General features: G+C 50.3%; 9 protein-coding genes. 7 read left to right on the top strand and 2 right to left on the bottom strand.

All coding sequences use genetic code 11. From position 1 onward, the window contains the following. Positions 1-41: 41 nt before the first annotated feature. Both HHO50_RS04020 and HHO50_RS04015 read right to left on the bottom strand, forming a co-directional pair. On the bottom strand, positions 42-968 hold the full coding sequence (locus tag HHO50_RS04020; RefSeq protein ID WP_181304704.1) for a glycoside hydrolase family 43 protein: 927 nt from the start codon (positions 966-968) through the stop codon (positions 42-44). Positions 969-1281: 313 nt separating this feature from the next. Further along, positions 1282-2823: an alpha-N-arabinofuranosidase gene (locus HHO50_RS04015; protein ID WP_181304703.1), complete on the bottom strand. Its 1542-nt coding sequence runs from the start codon at positions 2821-2823 to the stop codon at positions 1282-1284. 635 nt (positions 2824-3458) lie between these two features. On the opposite strand from HHO50_RS04015, the gene HHO50_RS04010 reads away from it, so the two are divergent. The 7 genes from HHO50_RS04010 (at position 3459) to HHO50_RS03980 (ending at position 17587) form a co-directional block, all read left to right on the top strand. Further along, positions 3459-6518 (top strand): TonB-dependent receptor, encoded by a 3060-nt coding sequence (locus HHO50_RS04010; RefSeq protein ID WP_181304702.1) that lies wholly within the window; start codon positions 3459-3461, stop codon positions 6516-6518. 36 nt (positions 6519-6554) lie between these two features. Continuing rightward, positions 6555-8108, top strand: coding sequence for a RagB/SusD family nutrient uptake outer membrane protein (locus HHO50_RS04005; RefSeq protein ID WP_219921431.1), 1554 nt, complete (start codon positions 6555-6557; stop codon positions 8106-8108). Between the two features lie 190 nt (positions 8109-8298). After that, positions 8299-9576 (top strand): arabinan endo-1,5-alpha-L-arabinosidase, encoded by a 1278-nt coding sequence (locus tag HHO50_RS04000; protein WP_219921430.1) that lies wholly within the window; start codon positions 8299-8301, stop codon positions 9574-9576. Positions 9577-9737: 161 nt separating this feature from the next. Beyond that, the gene (locus HHO50_RS03995) at positions 9738-12107 is read left to right on the top strand and encodes a glycoside hydrolase family 127 protein (protein WP_181304699.1); all 2370 of its coding nucleotides are present in this window, start codon (positions 9738-9740) and stop codon (positions 12105-12107) included. A gap of 76 nt (positions 12108-12183) precedes the next feature. After that, the gene (locus HHO50_RS03990) at positions 12184-14208 is read left to right on the top strand and encodes an alpha-L-arabinofuranosidase C-terminal domain-containing protein (RefSeq protein ID WP_181304698.1); all 2025 of its coding nucleotides are present in this window, start codon (positions 12184-12186) and stop codon (positions 14206-14208) included. A 298-nt stretch (positions 14209-14506) separates the two neighbouring features. Next, on the top strand, positions 14507-16381 hold the full coding sequence (locus HHO50_RS03985; protein WP_255478584.1) for a glycoside hydrolase family 97 protein: 1875 nt from the start codon (positions 14507-14509) through the stop codon (positions 16379-16381). 150 nt (positions 16382-16531) lie between these two features. Then, a complete protein-coding gene (locus HHO50_RS03980) occupies positions 16532-17587 on the top strand; it encodes an arabinan endo-1,5-alpha-L-arabinosidase (protein ID WP_181304695.1) in 1056 nt (351 codons plus the stop codon). Positions 17588-17621 lie beyond the last annotated feature (34 nt).

The raw sequence follows: 17621 nt of genomic DNA, 5'->3' as shown, positions 1-17621 counted from the left end.
TGTAAAAACAGGCTTAAAACGTCTGGTGCCGTACTGGCCTTTTACTTGGCAGGTTTCACGCCTTCAGAAGTCATGGCCACGCGTTTCATGGTGCCGTCTTTGTTGTAATCCAGGTAATCTATGCAGACCGAGCGCCTGAAGCTTCCGCCTTCTGGCTGGATGCCGCCGTTGTGGTAAATGAAGTAAGATTTGCCCTTGAAGTCAATAATGGCCTGGTGGTTGGTGTTGGAGTTGCCCGCCAATTCATTCAGAATGCCCTTGTATTCCCACGGCCCTTCTATGTTTTTGCTCATGGCGTAAGCAGTTTTCTCTGGGAATTGGTACGCATAGGAAAGGTAGTACCAATCCTTACGCTTGTGTACCCACGGGGCTTCTGTAAAGTGAGGGAGCTTGATGGTGTTGATGGGCCCGTCCAGTTCTGTCATATTCTTTTTTAGCTTGGCATAGTGCAACGTGGTGTTGCCCCAGAAGAGGTAGGCCTGTCCATTGTCATCAATAAACACGGCCGGGTCAATGTCATTCCAATTGATCTTAGTCTCAGTGGTCATGTCATTGGTGATGAGCGCCGTACCTCGGGCGTCTTTAAAAGGCCCCAGCGGACTATCAGACACGGCTACTCCTATGGCTTTCCCCCGGATAGCCGCGTGCTCTACCGTGGAGTACCAGTAGAATTTTCCGTCCCGCTCTATCACGTGCGAAGCCCAGGCCTCTCCTTTGGCCCACGCAAAATCCTTCGCTTTTAAAGGCGATTGGTGCTCCGTCCAGGTGACCATGTCGGGCGAGGAAAAGACCAGCCATTCATGCATCACGTAGCCTTCGCGCTTGGCCGGGGCTTCATCATGGCCAGCGTATAGATACACTTTGTCTTTGTAAACCAACGCCGCCGGGTCTGCGGTGTATTTGTGGGTGAAGATTGGATTGCTGGTGGCTTTGATAGTAGTGTCTGGCACGCTTGGAGCAGAAGCCATAACTGGAGTAGTAAGACAACCAACCAAGGCAGCGCCTAGCCCCAATACGTTAAGAAGGGAGAAAGAAGTGTTTTTCATTTTCGTGAAGCTACAGGTGAATGGAGAAATAAAAACTCCTGGGTTGTTTCTGGCCTGTTTTTCTGAAAAAAGGCCAGAAACAAGAGTAGGAAGGTTGACGTTTTAGGCCTTGTTTTGGGAAAACTGCTGTAAAACGGCTGGGTAGTATTGGATGTAGAAACTGCTGTTTCACAAGTAATCAGCGAGAAGCAGGATCAAAATAGTATGTCCTATCTCTGATCCTGCTTCTCGCTGATTACTTTATTTCCAGCACTACCACAGAAAACGGCGGAAGTTCCACTTTCAGGTTGTTGCCTTTCAGTTTTGCTCCTTTGAAGGCAGATGGCGTAATAAGGTTCGGCTTGGCAAAAGTGTTGTGATCCTGTAACGATTTTGACGTCAAGATTCGGCCCGACACTGATCTGTAGGTAGCGCCATCAATGTTAATGGAAACCTCTTGCTTGTTTTTGGCATCAATGTTCACCAGAGAAACGTGGGTGACACCATTTTTGTCACGGGAAGCAGATCCGTTTACGGCGGGCAATTTCTCAGTGCCCAAGGTGTAGTCGGCGCTTTTAATGGAGAAGGGGAGGTAGGTGGCATCCTGGTGTACATTGTACATCTCCATCACGTGGTAGGTGGGCGTTAACAGCATCTTCTCCTCGTCGGTAAGGATCACGGCTTGCAGCACGTTAATGGCCTGCGCCAGATTGGCCATGCGGACGCGGTCTGAGTGGTTGTTGAAGGTGTTTAAGGTGGAGCCGGCAATCATGGCGTCGCGCATGGTGTTCTGCTGGTACAGGAAGCCGGGGTTGGTGCCGGGTTCCACTTCATACCAGCCGCCCCATTCATCTACTACCAAAGCGATCTTTTTCTCGGGGTCATACTTGTCCATGATGGCGCTGTGTTTCTGCACCAGTTCCTCCATGCGAAGAGCGCTTTTCATGGTGGCGAAGTAGCCCTGCTCTGAGAAAGTAGTAGAAGGGCCTTTTTTGTTCCAGTCAATCACGGCATAATGGTGCAGCGCCACCCCCTCAATCAGGTTCTTAGGCACGTTCTTCATCAGGGTTTCAGTCCAGTTGAAATCACCGGAGTTGGCGCCCGAGGCGATCCGGAACAAACCGCCGGTGTTGGTCCAGTCAGACACGAAGGTGGCGTATTTGCGGTATTCGTTCGCGTAATACTCGGCGGTCATGTTGCCGCCGCAGCCCCAGGCCTCATTGCCGATACCCCAGAACTTCACATTCCAGGGTTTATCCCGGCCGTTTTCTCTCCGGAGCTTAGACATGGGGCTTACGCCTGCAAAGTTGGTGTACTGCACCCAGTCGGCCAGTTCCTGCACCCCGCCGGTGGCCATGTTGCCGGCCAGGTAAGGCTCGGCGCCTATCAGTTCGCACATGTTGAGGAAGTCATGCGTCCCGAAGCTGTTGTTCTCCGTTACGCCACCCCACCAGGTATTCACAATGGTAGGCCGCTGGGCTTTAGGGCCGATGCCGTCTTTCCAGTGGTACGTATCGGCGAAACAGCCGCCCGGCCAGCGCAGGTTAGGTACTTTCAGTTTCTTGAGCGCATCTACCACGTCATGTCTAATACCGGCGGTGTTAGGAATCTTGGTGTTGTCCTCGCCCACATAGAAGCCACCGTAAATACATCGGCCTAAATGTTCGGCAAAATGCCCATAAATGTGTCTGCTGATGGTTCTGTCTGGTTTGGCGGGGACGGTGATAGTGGCTGTGTTCTGCCCATAAACACCAAGGGTGCCCAAGAGGAGGAGGAAACTCAGGATTGCGTTCTTCATACTTTAAAGCTGTTTTAGAAGGGGTTCTCTGTTAATTTTTAAAGTGGGTATCTTCTTGACCGTAAAATTTTCAATAAATATAAGTGTATTTATTACATTTATACAACCAAAATTTTTATGTTTGTCATAAGAAGCTTGCCGAAAGACCACAATGGTTGCCGGCTTGCAGAAACGAGTCAGAACAGATGCACCATAAGGCTATTCTATAGAGAATAGTAAAGCCTTGTTTGTAAGTGAAGCGTGAAACGGGCTAGGAGTTGGTGCAAGACCTGCTGACACCTGTGAGGCAGACTTTGGTTCTGGTAAGAGCGGTGCCTTCCTTCTGCCGTTAATTGCCTGTCTGGTAAAGGAAGCCTTGCTAAAACAACTCCTTTTCTGGAATAGAGACCAAGACTGAGCAAAGCTGATAATGGTATGGCAGTTCTTCTACGGGTCTTTCACCGCAGAAAGACGGTAATTGCCAATTTGGCACTTTAAAAAATAAATAATCTTTTTTTGTTGCTAAAAAATTAAAGCAAGCATACATTTATGTGAAATTAATAAATGTAAAAATAACACTTAATAAAAGTTCTTTACTCCTCCTGAGTCCTGTGTATTCAAATGATTAAGTAAGATCTATCTATAATCAAACTCCTATGAAGCATAAATTACTAATTAAGAAAGGATGGGTTTTGGTGCTCTTCCTATGGTGTGGTTCTATAGTAAGTGCCATGGCGCAGGGGATAACCATAAATGGGAAGGTGACAGATGCAAGTGGAGCGGGCCTTCCCGGGGCATCTGTGGTGCTAAAAGGTACCAGCGTTGCTTCCTCTACAGACGTGGATGGAAACTACAGGCTAACGGTGCAAAGTGGTACAGGTACGTTAGTGGTCTCTTACATCGGTTTCCTTACCAGAGAAGTAGCCGTCAACAATCAAACTTCCCTCAACGTGGTTTTGGAAACAGACGCAAAGTCTCTGGATGAAGTGGTAGTGGTAGGGTATGGTACGCAGCGCAAGTCTGACATCACTGGTTCAGTAGCTGTGGTGGAAGTGGAAGAGATGAAAAAAGTCTCTACCAATGATGTAGGGGCCATGCTTCAGGGGCGCGTTTCAGGCGTAAGTGTCAACACTGACGGTCAACCAGGGGCGTTTCCGCAGGTAAGGATTAGGGGGATAGGGACTTTTGGCAACTCTGACCCTCTCTATGTAATTGATGGTGTTCCCGTAAGTACTGTCCCCAGAGAGTTTAACCCGAATGACATTGAGTCAATGCAGGTATTGAAAGATGCGTCTGCAGGGGCAATCTACGGCTCCAGGGCTGCCAATGGCGTGATCATCATTACTACTAAAAAAGGTAGAAAAGATACGCCTCTGCAAGTAGGCTATTCTGGGTATTATGGAATAGACCAGGTTTGGCAACGTATGCCGGTTACCAACCGCGCCAATTATCAGACGCTGAATAATGAGTCTCGCCTTAATTCCGGTAAGCCATTAGCACCGGCCAATGATCCAATGCATCCATCTTATATTGATGATATTGATACAGATTGGCAAGAAGAAGGGCTTAAAACAGGTGACCGGCAGAATCATAATGTGAGCTTTTCCGGTGGCGGTGCCAATAGCACGTATAACATCTCTCTGGACTACTTTGGAAATAATGGCACCTACGTTGGCAATGGGCCGTCTTATGAACGCTACACAGCCCGGGTAAACACCACCTTAGAGAAAGGCATTTTCAAGGTAGGGCAAGCATTCAACTATGCGCGTTCTAACGAAAATGGGTTGGTAACCGGAGACGGAGTGCTGGCAGGCGGCAGACCGCCTTTGATCAATGACCTGGTGTTTGCCATCCCTACCATGGCTTTGTATGATCCCTCCAATGAAGGAGGGTTTGGCGGTACTTTGTCAGAAAGAGAAGATGCCATCTCCCTTAACGGAATTGGGTACAATAGCCTTGTCAAGAATACCACAGATGTAGACCGAATTTTCGCCAGCGTCTACGGCGAACTGGAGATCCTCAAAGGGCTTAAGTATAGGTTGAATCTGGGCTATGACGCAACTAATATCCGGGACTATAATTTTATTCCTGAATTCAATCTAGGGTACTTTTTCAACAACAACATTGCAAGGTTGAATGACAACTCCAGAAGGCTTCAGACGCTTTTAATTGAAAATACCCTTAACTACGAAAAGACGTTTGGTCAACATTCCTTGGCAGTTCTGGTAGGGCAGATGTACCAGAAAGATGATGGCGTGTACAGACAAGGATCTGCCGAAGGGTTTGTGAAGCCGTATTTGCCTGTTTTATCTAACGGAGCCATAAGTGACGCCTCTGGCACCGAAGATTCCCACGTGCTGGCTTCCTACTTGGGAAGAGTTAACTATAGTTTTGCGGATAAATATCTGGTAACGGCTACGCTTAGAAGAGACGGTTCCTCCAGGTTCTCGCCAGCCAACAGATTTGGTTACTTCCCTTCTGTTGCCTTAGGTTGGAAACTCATCAATGAAGAGTTTATCAACTTGCCTAAAACCATCTTCACGGATCTCAAAATCAGAGCTAGCTGGGGTAAACTCGGAAACGAGAACATTGGGAATTACCTCTACTACCCACTTATCAACTCTAACGTGGTGTATACCTTCAACGGACAACGGGTGTTGGGAGGTCTGCAAACCAACGTGTATGATGAATCAATTAAGTGGGAAGAGAAATCTACCGCCAACGTAGGGTTTGACGCTGTTTTATTCAACGGGGCAGTAGATTTTTCTGCCGAATATTATAACAGCAAAAGCGAAGATGTCTTGGTGAATATTCCTATTCCTGCTTCGGTTGGTTCTGTGAATGCTGCGCCGGTAACCAATGCCGGTACTTTAAGAAACTCAGGGGTTGAATTATCACTTGGGTATAACAAAGAGGCAGGTGATTTCAGATACGGGATCTCAGCCAACTTCACTACCCTCCGTAATGAGGTGCTGGACTTAGGAGATAACGCCCCGGAAAGGTATGGTGTGGGTTCTATCACTGAAGTAGGAGGCGAAGTAGGCCGCCATTTTGGTTGGTTGGCAGATGGTATCTTTCAATCTCAGGAAGAAATTGCAAATCACGCTTTCCAAAAAGCTGGTACCTCTCCGGGAGATATCAAGTTTAGAGACATTAGTGGCCCAGAAGGCATTCCTGATGGTATTATTAACGAAAATGATCGCACGTACTTGGGCAGTGGCATTCCTAAATATACCTATGGCTTAAACTTCAATGCCTCTTACAAGAACTTTGATTTCACTCTGTTTATGTCAGGCAAAGCCGATTATCTCATCAATAGCAGGCTGTATAGATCTCTGATGCACACCGCGGGAGATGACAATTGGCACGAGGATATTCTGGATCGTTGGACTACTGTCAATACAGATACAGACATTCCCCGCCTGGTTCACGCAGACCCAAATGAAAACGGCAGAGACTCCAACAGAGAAGGTTGGTTACAGGACGGTACGCACCTTCGCATCAACACGGTGTCTTTAGGGTACAATTTCAAAGAAGGATTCATCAAAGGACTCTCCAGTGCCAGAGTCTATGTGACCGCTCAAAATCTGTACACCTTCCAGAAATACAAAGGGTATAATCCTGACTTTACTGCCGGTGTTTTTGAGCCTGGCTTTGACAATGGTTCTTTCCCTAGACCTAGAACGCTTATGCTAGGGGTACAAGTTGGTTTCTAAGCTGTTGGTGAAAACGAAACATAAAAGATGTTCAAAATGAAAAAGTTAAAATATTTTATAGTGGCCATGATGCTTCTTTCCAGCTGTGATGATGAACTGGAAATGACGAACCCAAATCAACGGACTACAAGCACCTACTGGGCTACCGAAGATCAAGCTTTTGCCGGAGTAGTGGCCGTTTACAATGCCTTAACTACAGACGGAACCTACCAAAGAACGTTTCCTAGCTTCAGTGACAGCCGCGGAGATGATATGTATGGAGACAGCCCGGCTACTTATCTTGAATTAGGTGGGCAGTTCGCCATCCCCAACAATGCCGGGGAAGTGCAGTGGATCTGGAGAGACCATTACATGGTGGTGTTCCGGGCAAACCAAGTGATTGAGAACGTAGCCAAAATGGACGCAGCCGTTATAAGCGAGGATGCCAGAAACCGGATTTTAGGGCAGGCTTATTTCCTGCGCGGCCTGGCCTACTACAATCTTGCTATTACTTACAAGGCCGTTCCTTTGATTACTGTTCCACCAGCAGATAAAACGGAATATTATCCGGCTACTGCGTCTGAACAAGAGTTGTGGAACCATATCTATAGTGATCTGAGGTTGGCCGAAGAGAAACTTCCTGTTTCCTATGACAATGTGGTAGGGCCAGACAGAGGGCAAAAAGGACGTGCCACCAAAGGCGCCGCTGCGGGAATGTTAGGCAAGGCTTACCTCTACCGGAAAATGTACCCCGAGGCAGAAACGCAGTTTGCCAAGTTCTTCACTGGGCCTTTACAGGGGGTTTACTCCTTAGTGCCTAACTACAGAGACAACTTCACTACCACCAATGAGAACAATGCCGAGTCTTTGTTTGAAGTACAGTTTAGTGCAACCGGTGGATCTATACCTAACTGGACGGGTGAGCCTACGGCTACCTGGCGGCAATTCATTGCCCTTCCGGTAGCCTATGGCATGGACGGCAAAGGTTGGTCAGATTATCAGCCTACCAGATGGATTTTCAATGAGTACAGACAAGAAAAAACCAAGGACGGTAAAACCGACCCCAGGTTAGCGGCAACCATTCTCTTCTATGACCAGGCAGAAGGATTCACTTCCGCTTACGGAACACCTTGGCCAGCTGACAGAAGGAATCAGATTTATCCTAGAAAGTATACCATGGAAGGGTTGGGAGTGCCTATTGAGACTCCGGAAACCGGCGGTGTAAACTACAGGGTTTTACGGTACGCCGATATCCTGTTGATGTACGCCGAAGTCCTGAATGAATTGAACCGCACGTCAGATGCTTATTCTTACATTCAGCAAGTGAGAAACAGAGCCAATTTACCTGATCTGTCTACCGTTAAGCCTGGCTTGAGTCAAGCGCAAATGCGGGATCAAATTGCGCATGAAAGAGCGTTGGAGTTTGCCATTGAAGGACAAAGAATCCAGGATATCATTCGCTGGGGATGGTTGTATGATCCTGCAAAATTGGTCATGTTGAAAGAGCATGATGATGATTTCAACACTTGGACTCCGGGCAATGAATACCTACCTATTCCGCAAACGGAGCTGGATTATAATTCAAATCTTCTACCTAATTCTGCCAACTAAAAGGGCCATGGTTAACGTTTTTAGAAAATTTCTGGTTTTTACGCTGTTGTCAGCTTCCTTCCTCAGTTCTTGCCAGCAAGATGATGATGAACCTCTAACTCAAATTGACCCGGGTATTTTTGCCCAGCCCAATGATACGTACCCTCAGCTTGCCTCTCTTGAGTCCGCAAGCCTATGGGGGCCATACAATGTGCATGATCCTTCCATTCTCAAGGAAGGGGAATGGTTCTACTCCTTCAACACAGATGTTGCTTACGGGGTTGCCCCACGGGTGGGAATTATGGTTCGGAAATCCAAAGACCTGATCAATTGGCAATATGTAGGTTGGGCCATCAATGGGTTGCCAGCGATGGGTGCGCAGTACATCACCTCTAAGGGGGCAACTCCCGTGCAAGGTTTGTGGGCTCCCTATATCATGAAGGCCGGAAGCGAGTTCAGACTGTATTACTCTCTGGCTCCAACCGCGGGCCGTACCAGCGCCATCGGCTTACTAACCTCCAGTTCTATTGATGGGCCATGGACTGAGAAAGGGTTGGCGGTGACATCAGAAAACCAGGGGCCGGGCACAAATGCCATTGACCCCTCAGTGGTAGTGACGCCAGCAGGCCAGCACTGGATGGTATATGGTTCGTCTTGGGACGGGTTGTATGAGGTGCAACTGAATCCGGCAACGGGTCTTGCCCTTACCGCAGGTGATCGGGGAACCCGCATTGCCAGAAGAGGGAGAACCAATGGCCTGGTGAACGGGAACCTGGAAGGGCCAGAAATTATCTATAACCCACAAACCCAGATGTATTATCTGTTTGCCTCGTATGACTGGCTGGCTACTAAGTACAACGTGCGGGTATTCCGGTCTACCAATCCCAATGGCCCATTCCTGGATTGGAACGGGGTAAACGTAGATAACCTGGCAGATAATGGCCCTATGATCCTGTCGCCGTACAAATTTGAGAACCATGGCGGGTGGCAAGGGGTTTCCCACCCGTCTGTTTTCCAGGATAACGGCCAATACTTCATGGCGCACCAGGGAAGACCTTCCGTTGATCCTGCCTTCATGGTAATGCACGTGCGTAAAATTTACTGGACAACAGACGGCTGGCCTTTGGTATCTCCAGAGCGCTACGCAAACGTGGAGCAAACACCTATTGCCGCTGCTGAAATAGCGGGCAATTATGACCAGATTGTTTTAACCCAAACGGTAGTGCCAGGCTTCGGGAACGAGCAAACAGATCCTAATCTTTCGGTTTCCTTCCAAACCACGCTGTCTCCCAACGGAACCATCAACGGTGATCCTAATAACACCTGGAGCTATAATGCTCCTTGGATTGAGTTGAAGTGGGGTGGAGTTTTCATAGACAAACTGCACGTGTCAAGAGAGCGCGATTGGGAAAACAAGAAGCGTAGTACCCTTGTCATGTCTGGTTTCAACGGTGGCGGTCTGGCCATCTGGATGAAAAAGAAACAATAGGCTTCAGAGAGGCAGGTGTACTGAGGATGAAGAATCTTCAGGGCGCCTGTTTCTTTGTACGTGCTGTTTTAGGGCTGTTTTTAGAAAAGAAGGCTTAAAACAAACAACGTCTTACTTGAGCGATAGCGCTGTTTTTAGTTGTTAAAGTTGTACGAATTCTGATGTTACAAAAAGCGTTGAGGGTTGTTGCGATTGCCCTGCTCCCGGTGCTGGGGCATGCCCAGGCCACTAGTAAGCTGCAGCGTTTCCCTTTGTCTTCTGTCCGTCTGCTGGAGAGTCCTTTTCAACAGGCGCAACAGACCGACCTGAAGTACATGCTGGCCTTGGACATGGATCGTTTATTGGCTCCTTTTCAGAAAGAAGCCGGAATCCGGCCCAAGGCGGAGAATTACGGCAACTGGGAAAACACCGGGCTGGACGGGCACATGGGCGGGCATTATCTAACAGCCATATCTTTAATGTACGCCTCAACGGGTAACCCCGAACTCCTGCGCCGCATCAATTACATGGTAGACCAGTTGGAAGCCTGTCAGCAGAAGAGCGGTGATGGTTATTTGGGCGGAACACCCGGTGGCAAGCAGATGTGGCAGGAGATTAAGGCCGGAAAGATAAACGCCGGAAATTTTGATTTGAACAAGAAGTGGGTGCCTTTGTACAACATCCATAAAACCTACGCGGGTCTGCGCGATGCCTACTGGTTTGCCGGTAACGGGAAGGCGAAAAACATGCTCATCAAACTCACCGATTGGTGTATGGACATCACGGCCAACCTCACCGATGCCCAGATACAGGACATGCTGCGCAGTGAGCACGGGGGCATGAACGAGGTATTTGCGGATGTAGCGGAGATTACCGGAGACCAGAAATACTTGACCCTCGCGAAGCGGTTTTCCCAGACCTCGGTGCTTAACCCCTTGCTGCAAGGCAAAGACCAACTAAACGGCATGCACGCCAATACCCAAATCCCGAAGGTGATTGGGTACCAGCGGGTGGCCGAAGTGTCAGGCGACAAAACCTGGACGAGCGCCGCTGATTTCTTCTGGAAAACGGTAGTCAACAACCGGACAGTGTCTATTGGCGGCAACAGCGTGAGTGAGCACTTCCATCCGGCCAACAATTTTGCTTCCATGATGGAAAGCAAGGAAGGCCCTGAGACGTGTAACACCTACAACATGCTCAAACTCACAAAGCAGCTGTACCTGAACAGCGCCTCGGCCAGCTACCTGAACTACTACGAGCGGGCGCTCTACAACCACATTCTTTCCTCGCAGCACCCTGCCAAAGGCGGCTTTGTGTATTTCACCTCCATGCGCCCGCAGCATTACCGGGTGTATTCCAATCCTCAGCAAGATTTCTGGTGCTGCGTGGGCTCTGGGTTGGAGAACCATGGCAAATACGGCGAACTCATCTACGCGCAGTCTGGCAAAGACTTGTATTTGAATTTGTTTATCCCGTCTGAACTGGAGTGGAAAGAGAAAGGCCTCACACTCACCCAAACTACCACTTTCCCCTTTGAAGAAAAATCTGAGGTAAAGCTGAAGTTAAAAAGAGCGAGCAAATTCACGTTCTACATCCGGAAGCCCGAATGGGTGCAGGGAAACCAGTTGAACGTGCTGGTCAACGGAAAAGAAGTACCCACCAGCACCGTCACCAACGGCTACGCAGGCATTGCGCGTAAGTGGAAATCTGGCGATGTGGTGACCGTCCTGCTGCCCATGCAAACCAAAGCCGAGTACCTGCCCGACAATTCTCCCTGGGTTTCCTTCGTGCACGGCCCTATAGTACTGGCGGCAGTTACGGGCCAAGCAGACCTGCCCGGTTTGCTAGCCGATGGTAGCCGGATGGGGCACGTGGCCAATGGCAAGCTGTATTCACTGGAAGAAGCGCCTTTGCTGGTGTCTTCCAGTAAAGACTTAACCACGCACCTGGCACCGTTGCCCGGCAAACCCTTTACCTTCACTTTGTCTGGTATAGCCGGCCAAGGCTCTGGGCAGAAGATGGAATTAGTGCCGTTTTACCAGATTCATGATGCCCGTTATATGGTGTATTGGCCGGTAACTACCCCAGAAGGGTTGGAAGCCAGAAAAGCCGCCATCAAAGCTAAAGAAAGAGAGAAACTCGCCTTGGCCGAAAGAACAGTAGACCAGGTTTCGCCCGGTGAGCAGCAACCAGAGTCAGACCACGGTTTTCAGGGTGAAAAAACCGAAACCGGGGTGCACAGAGACCGCCATTGGCGCCATGCCCAAGGCTGGTTCAGCTATAACCTCAAAAACAAAGGCCAGGGGCCGCGCAAGCTGCGGGTAACGTATTTCGGGGCAGACCGCGGCCGTAACTTCCAGATTCTGATAAATGACAAACTCGTGCAAACCGTGGAAACCGATGGCTCCGGCGGCGACAAGTTTGTGGACGTGGAATACGATATTCCCACTGAGATACTGACCAAAGCCCCTGGCAATACTTTGAACGTGAAATTCATGGCGAAAGAAGGTTCCTCCACGGCCGGTATCTACGAGGTCAGGTTGGTGAAATAATCTTCCCTTGCAAATCAAAGCAGTTTACTTGATGACTGCTTCCTACTTGAAATTGATACTCCCTAATTAGAACCCCATGACGCATAAATCCATTTCCTTTGCGGCCCTGGCTGCAGGCTGTACAATGGCTTTGAATCTGTCGGCGCAGACGGCTTCTTCTCCTAAAACGTTCCAGGTAAAAGCAGACCAGGTGTACGGCGAGATTGCCCCTACTATGTACGGAATCTTCTTTGAGGACATCAACCTGGGGGCCGATGGCGGTATCTATGCCGAGTTGGTAAAGAACCGTTCTTTTGAGTTTGATACCCCTTTAATGGGCTGGAAGGAACAGAAGCAAAACAACGCCGAGGGCAGCCTGCTGGTACACAACCAAGGAGAGTTAAACGGCACCAACCGTAGATTCTTGCGCCTAACGTCTAAGTCAGACAACGGGGGCTACGGCGTGTTGAATGAAGGCTTCCGGGGCATGGGCATCAAGAAAGGGGAGCAATACACCTTCACGGTGAAGGCGCGTCAACAAGCCGGTAGCACAATGCCCCTGGTTATAGAATTACTCACCGCCAAAGGCGAGAAATTAGGCTCAGCCACCATCACCCCAACCGGTACCGACTGGAAAAAGTACGAGGCCAGCATCACAGCCACCGCAACAGACCCTAAAGCCCTTTTGCAAGTGGTGGCCCAAGGAAAAGGCACGGTAGACCTGGACATGATTTCCCTCTTCCCAAAAAATACCTGGAAGCAACGCCCCAACGGCCTCCGTGCCGACATGGTGCAGTTACTGGCGGATATGAAGCCCGGCTTCCTCCGTTTCCCGGGGGGCTGTATTGTGGAAGGCCGTACCTTGGATGAGCGTTTCCAGTGGAAGCAGACCATTGGCGAAGTAGAGAACCGCGCCACGCTGGTGAACCGCTGGAATACCGAGTTCAAGCACCGCCACACGCCAGATTACTTCCAGACCTTCGGGCTAGGCTTTTTTGAGTATTTTCAGTTAGCCGAAGACATTGGCGCCGCGCCGCTTCCAATCCTCAATTGCGGCATGGCGTGCCAGTTCAATACCGGCGAGGTGGTGCCCTTAGACCAATTAGACCCCTACATTCAGGATGCGTTGGATTTGATTGAGTTCGCCAACGGCCCGGTTACGTCTGAGTGGGGTAAGATACGGGCTCAGATGGGGCACCCGGCTCCGTTCAATATGAAATACCTGGGCGTGGGCAATGAGCAGTGGGGCGAGCAGTACGTAGAGCGCTACAAAATATTTGAGAAGGCCCTTCGGGCGAAGTACCCAGACGTGAAGCTGATCACCACCACCGGCCCTTTCCCCGATGGCCCTGAGTTTGACTACCTGAACAAGACCCTACGCAGCCTCAACGCCGATATCATTGATGAGCACTACTACCGGGCCCCAGAATGGTTTCAGGAGAACGTGACGCGCTATGACAGTTATGACCGCAAAGGCCCCAAAATCTTCGCCGGGGAATACGCGTCACAAACCGTAGCCATTGCCAGCCCAGACAACAAAAACAACTGGAAAGGTGCCCTGTCAGAAGCCGCGTTCATGACTGGTCTGGAGCGCAACGCCGATGTGGTGGTGATGGCTTCCTACGCCCCGTTGTTCGCCCACGAAGAAGGCTGGCAGTGGACGCCGGACATGATTTGGGTCAACAATCTGCAATCCTTCGGGACGCCTAATTACTACGTGCAGAAGCTATTTTCTACCAATGTGGGCACGCATTTGGTACCCATTCAGCGTAACAACGCCAACGTCACCGGCCAGGACAAACTGTTCGCCTCGGCCAGCCTCAACCAGAAAACCAACGAGCTCATCCTGAAAGTGGTGAACACCTCAGACAAAGCGCAGGAGGGCGAGTTTGTATTAGATGGCGTGAAAAGCACCCAAAGCAAAGGCACCGTGCAGAAACTGAGAAGCAGCAACCTGGAACAGATGAACTCTTTTGCGAACCCTACGGCCATCAGCCCGGTGCAGCAAACGGTGCAGGTGAAAAACAAACGGGTGAAGCTAACGCTGGAGCCTTATTCGGTGAACGTGATCAAGGTGAAGGTGACTCCCAGCGTGGGCCAGTACTCACAAAACACGAAGTAAAAGAGGGAGCGATGGAGCGGCGTTTTTGGGCTGTTTTGGCAAATTCGGCCTGAAAACGGCCCCGCTTTCATCGCTCCCTTTCTTCTTTTTGCCTATTGCCCAACGGGGCGTTTTAGAGTTATTTTCTGAAAATCAGCTCCGAAATGTTTTGCCGGGAGTTTATCAGACGAGTGTTATACCGTTTTATTACAGAGAAAGAATGACGTCTTGTATTAAGTTTCTTACTAGTCTGTTGCCAATGAGCCTGTTTCTGCTTAGTGCCTGCTCGCAGAAAAATAGCGCTGGGTCTAGTACTGCCTTGGAAAAAGAGTATCTGGTGGAGAGCCCCGATAAAAGCATTGCGGTTACGTTCAGCTTAGCGCCAGAGCAGAGCGCCACGTACGCCATCACCCGCAACGGTGCGCCGGTGCTGCAAAACTCCAAACTGGGTGTCCGGATGGAAGACGCTGACCTGACCAAGGACTTGACGTTAGCTTCGGTTTCTAAGGTAGAATCCGTGAAAGACGATTACCAAATATTAACCGCCAAACGCAAGAACAACAGCTACCGCGCGAACAAGCGCACTTTCCATTTGAAGAACACCCAGGGGCAGCAGATGGATGTCATCTTTCAGGTGTCCAATGACGGCGTGGCGTTCCGGTACTACTTTCCGGGGCAAGGATCAGGGGTAAAGAGAATCAACCAGGAACTGACGTCTTTCAAGTTTCCGGAGAGCGCGAAAGGTTGGCTGCAACCCATGTCTGATGCCAAAACCGGCTGGAGCGAGACCAATCCCTCTTATGAAGAATATTACCTGAAAGGTATTCCGGTAGGCACACCGTCGCCCATTAAAGCAGGTTGGGTGTTCCCGGCGCTTTTTCAGAGTGGCGACAGTTGGGCGTTGATCACCGAGTCTGCTCCGGAGGGAAATTACTGCGGTACCCGCTTGGCGCCAAACGCCCCGGGCGGCGAGTACAGCATCGCGTTTCCGCAGGTGCAGGAGAAAATGCCCGGTGGCGTAGTGAACCCGGAGTCAGAGTTGCCTTGGTACACGCCGTGGCGCATCATTGCCGTGGGATCTTTGAAAACCATTGCGGAGTCTACGTTAGGGACTGATTTGGCAAAACCAGCCATTAAACTGGATCATAGCTTTATCAAACCCGGCAAATCGGCGTGGAGCTGGGCTTTGCTCAAAGATGATTCCACCGTGTATGATGTACAGAAGCGGTTCATTGATTACGCCGCCCGCATGAACTGGGCCTACACGCTCATTGACGCGGACTGGGACAAGAAAATCGGCTACGCCAAAATGAAGGAACTAGCTGATTACGCTAAAACCAAGAACGTAGGCTTGCTGCTGTGGTACAACTCGGCCGGCTCCTGGAATACGGCGCCGTACACGCCCAGAGACAAAATGCTCACGTATGAAAGCCGGATGCAGGAATTCGCCAGAATACGGGATATGGGCATTAAAGGTGTGAAAATTGACTTCTTCGGGGGCGATGGGCAGAGCGTGATGCAGTACTACACCGACATTCTGAGAGATGCCGCCGAGAACAAACTGCTGGTGAATTTCCACGGCTGTACCTTGCCGAGGGGCTGGCAGCGCACCTATCCTAACCTCATGACCATGGAGGCGATCAAAGGCTTCGAGTTCATCACCTTTGAGCAGCAAAACGCCGATGAAGAAGCCGCGCACGCCACGGTGATTCCGTTCACCCGCAACGCCTTTGATCCTATGGATTTCACGCCGGTGAACCTGGACAAAATCCCGAGAATAAACCGCAAAACCACCAAAGGGTTTGAGTTGGCTTTGTCGGTGCTGTTCATTTCCGGCATCCAGCATTATGCGGAAGTCCCGCAGGGCATGGCAAAAGCACCCGCGTACGCGCAGGAGTTCCTGCGGCAGGTGCCCGGCGTGTGGGAAGACTCTAGGTTCATTGACGGCTACCCCGGCAAGCAGGTGGTCATGGCCCGTCAGGCCAACGGCAAGTGGTACGTGGCCGGCATTAATGGTGAGAACTCCGCCAAAACCATGGAGTTAGACTTAGCTTTCCTGAAAGGTAAAAAAGGTTCTTTTATCTCTGACGGAAACGATGCCTCGGGCATGCAGCAGAAGACGGTAGAAATTGCCGCCCACGGCAAAACCACGGTGGACCTGAAACCCAACGGCGGATTTGTGATGGTGTTCTGATAGTTTAGGTTTAAAACCCACACTCGCCAGAGGCGAGCGAGAGCGAATTGTCAGGCTTTTACTTAGGATGCACTCTGGGCTACGGAAGTCTGTTTTCGGTGCATTTTGGCCAAAACAGCCACAAAACGAAAGATAATCACAATAGAAATTATGGTAAGAAACTTCATCTTCAGTATACTCTTGCTCACGGGCATTGGTTCTGTGCAGGCGCAGCAAACGCAGGGGCCACAGGTAGGAGACATTAGGCCGGTGAACAACATGACGGTACACGACCCGGTTATGGCCAAGCAAGGCAAAACGTACTACCTGTTCAGCACGGGGCACGGCATCTCGGTGTGGTCTTCTACGGACATGCAGAACTGGAAAAAGGAAGCGCCTATCTTTGCCTCGGCGCCGGAGTGGGCCACCAAGGCCGTAGCGGGCTTCAAAGATAACCACATCTGGGCCCCGGATATCAGCTTTTACAACGGAAAATATTACCTGTACTACTCCATCTCGGCCTTCGGGAAAAACACCTCGGCCATTGGCTTGGCCACGAACACGACCTTAGACCCGCAGGACAAGAACTTCAAATGGGTAGACCATGGCAAAATCATTGCCTCTATTCCGGGGCAAACCAATTGGAACGCCATTGACCCAAATATTGTGACGGATAACAAAGGCACGCCGTGGATGACCTTTGGGTCATTCTGGGGCGGACTGAAACTGGTGAAAATGAACAAAGACCGCATGAGCGTGGCCGAGGATATCTCTACAATCCCCACCATTGCCAGCCGCAGAAAAGGGTTGACGCTGCAAACCAATCCGGCCCCGCTGCCGGGCAACCCAGCCGATGCGGGCGGAAATGCCATTGAGGCCCCTTTTGTTTTCAAGAAAAACGGCTATTATTACCTGTTCGCTTCTATTGACTACTGCTGCAAAGGCGCAAAGAGTGACTACAAGATGATTGTGGGCCGGGCTAAAAATGTGCGGGGGCCTTATTTGGATAAAGGCGGCGTAGCCATGGATGCGGGCGGCGGCACTATCCTGCTGGAAGGGAACGAGAAGTGGAATGGGGTAGGGCACAACTCGGTCTACACCTTTGACAACACAGATTACATCATCTTCCACGGGTATGACGCCGCAGAGAACGGAAGGCCTAAACTCAGGGTGGAGAAACTGACCTGGGACAAAGACCAGTGGCCCGTGGTAGCAGTAGCGCAGTAATCTGGTGAATTCTTGCTCAGGGCAGAAATCCTGG

Origin of the sequence: Rufibacter sp. XAAS-G3-1 (assembly GCF_013623775.1) — a bacterium.
In the GTDB taxonomy this organism is placed as follows: Bacteria; Bacteroidota; Bacteroidia; order Cytophagales; family Hymenobacteraceae; genus Nibribacter.
This window is presented reverse-complemented; position numbering and strand designations above follow the sequence as displayed.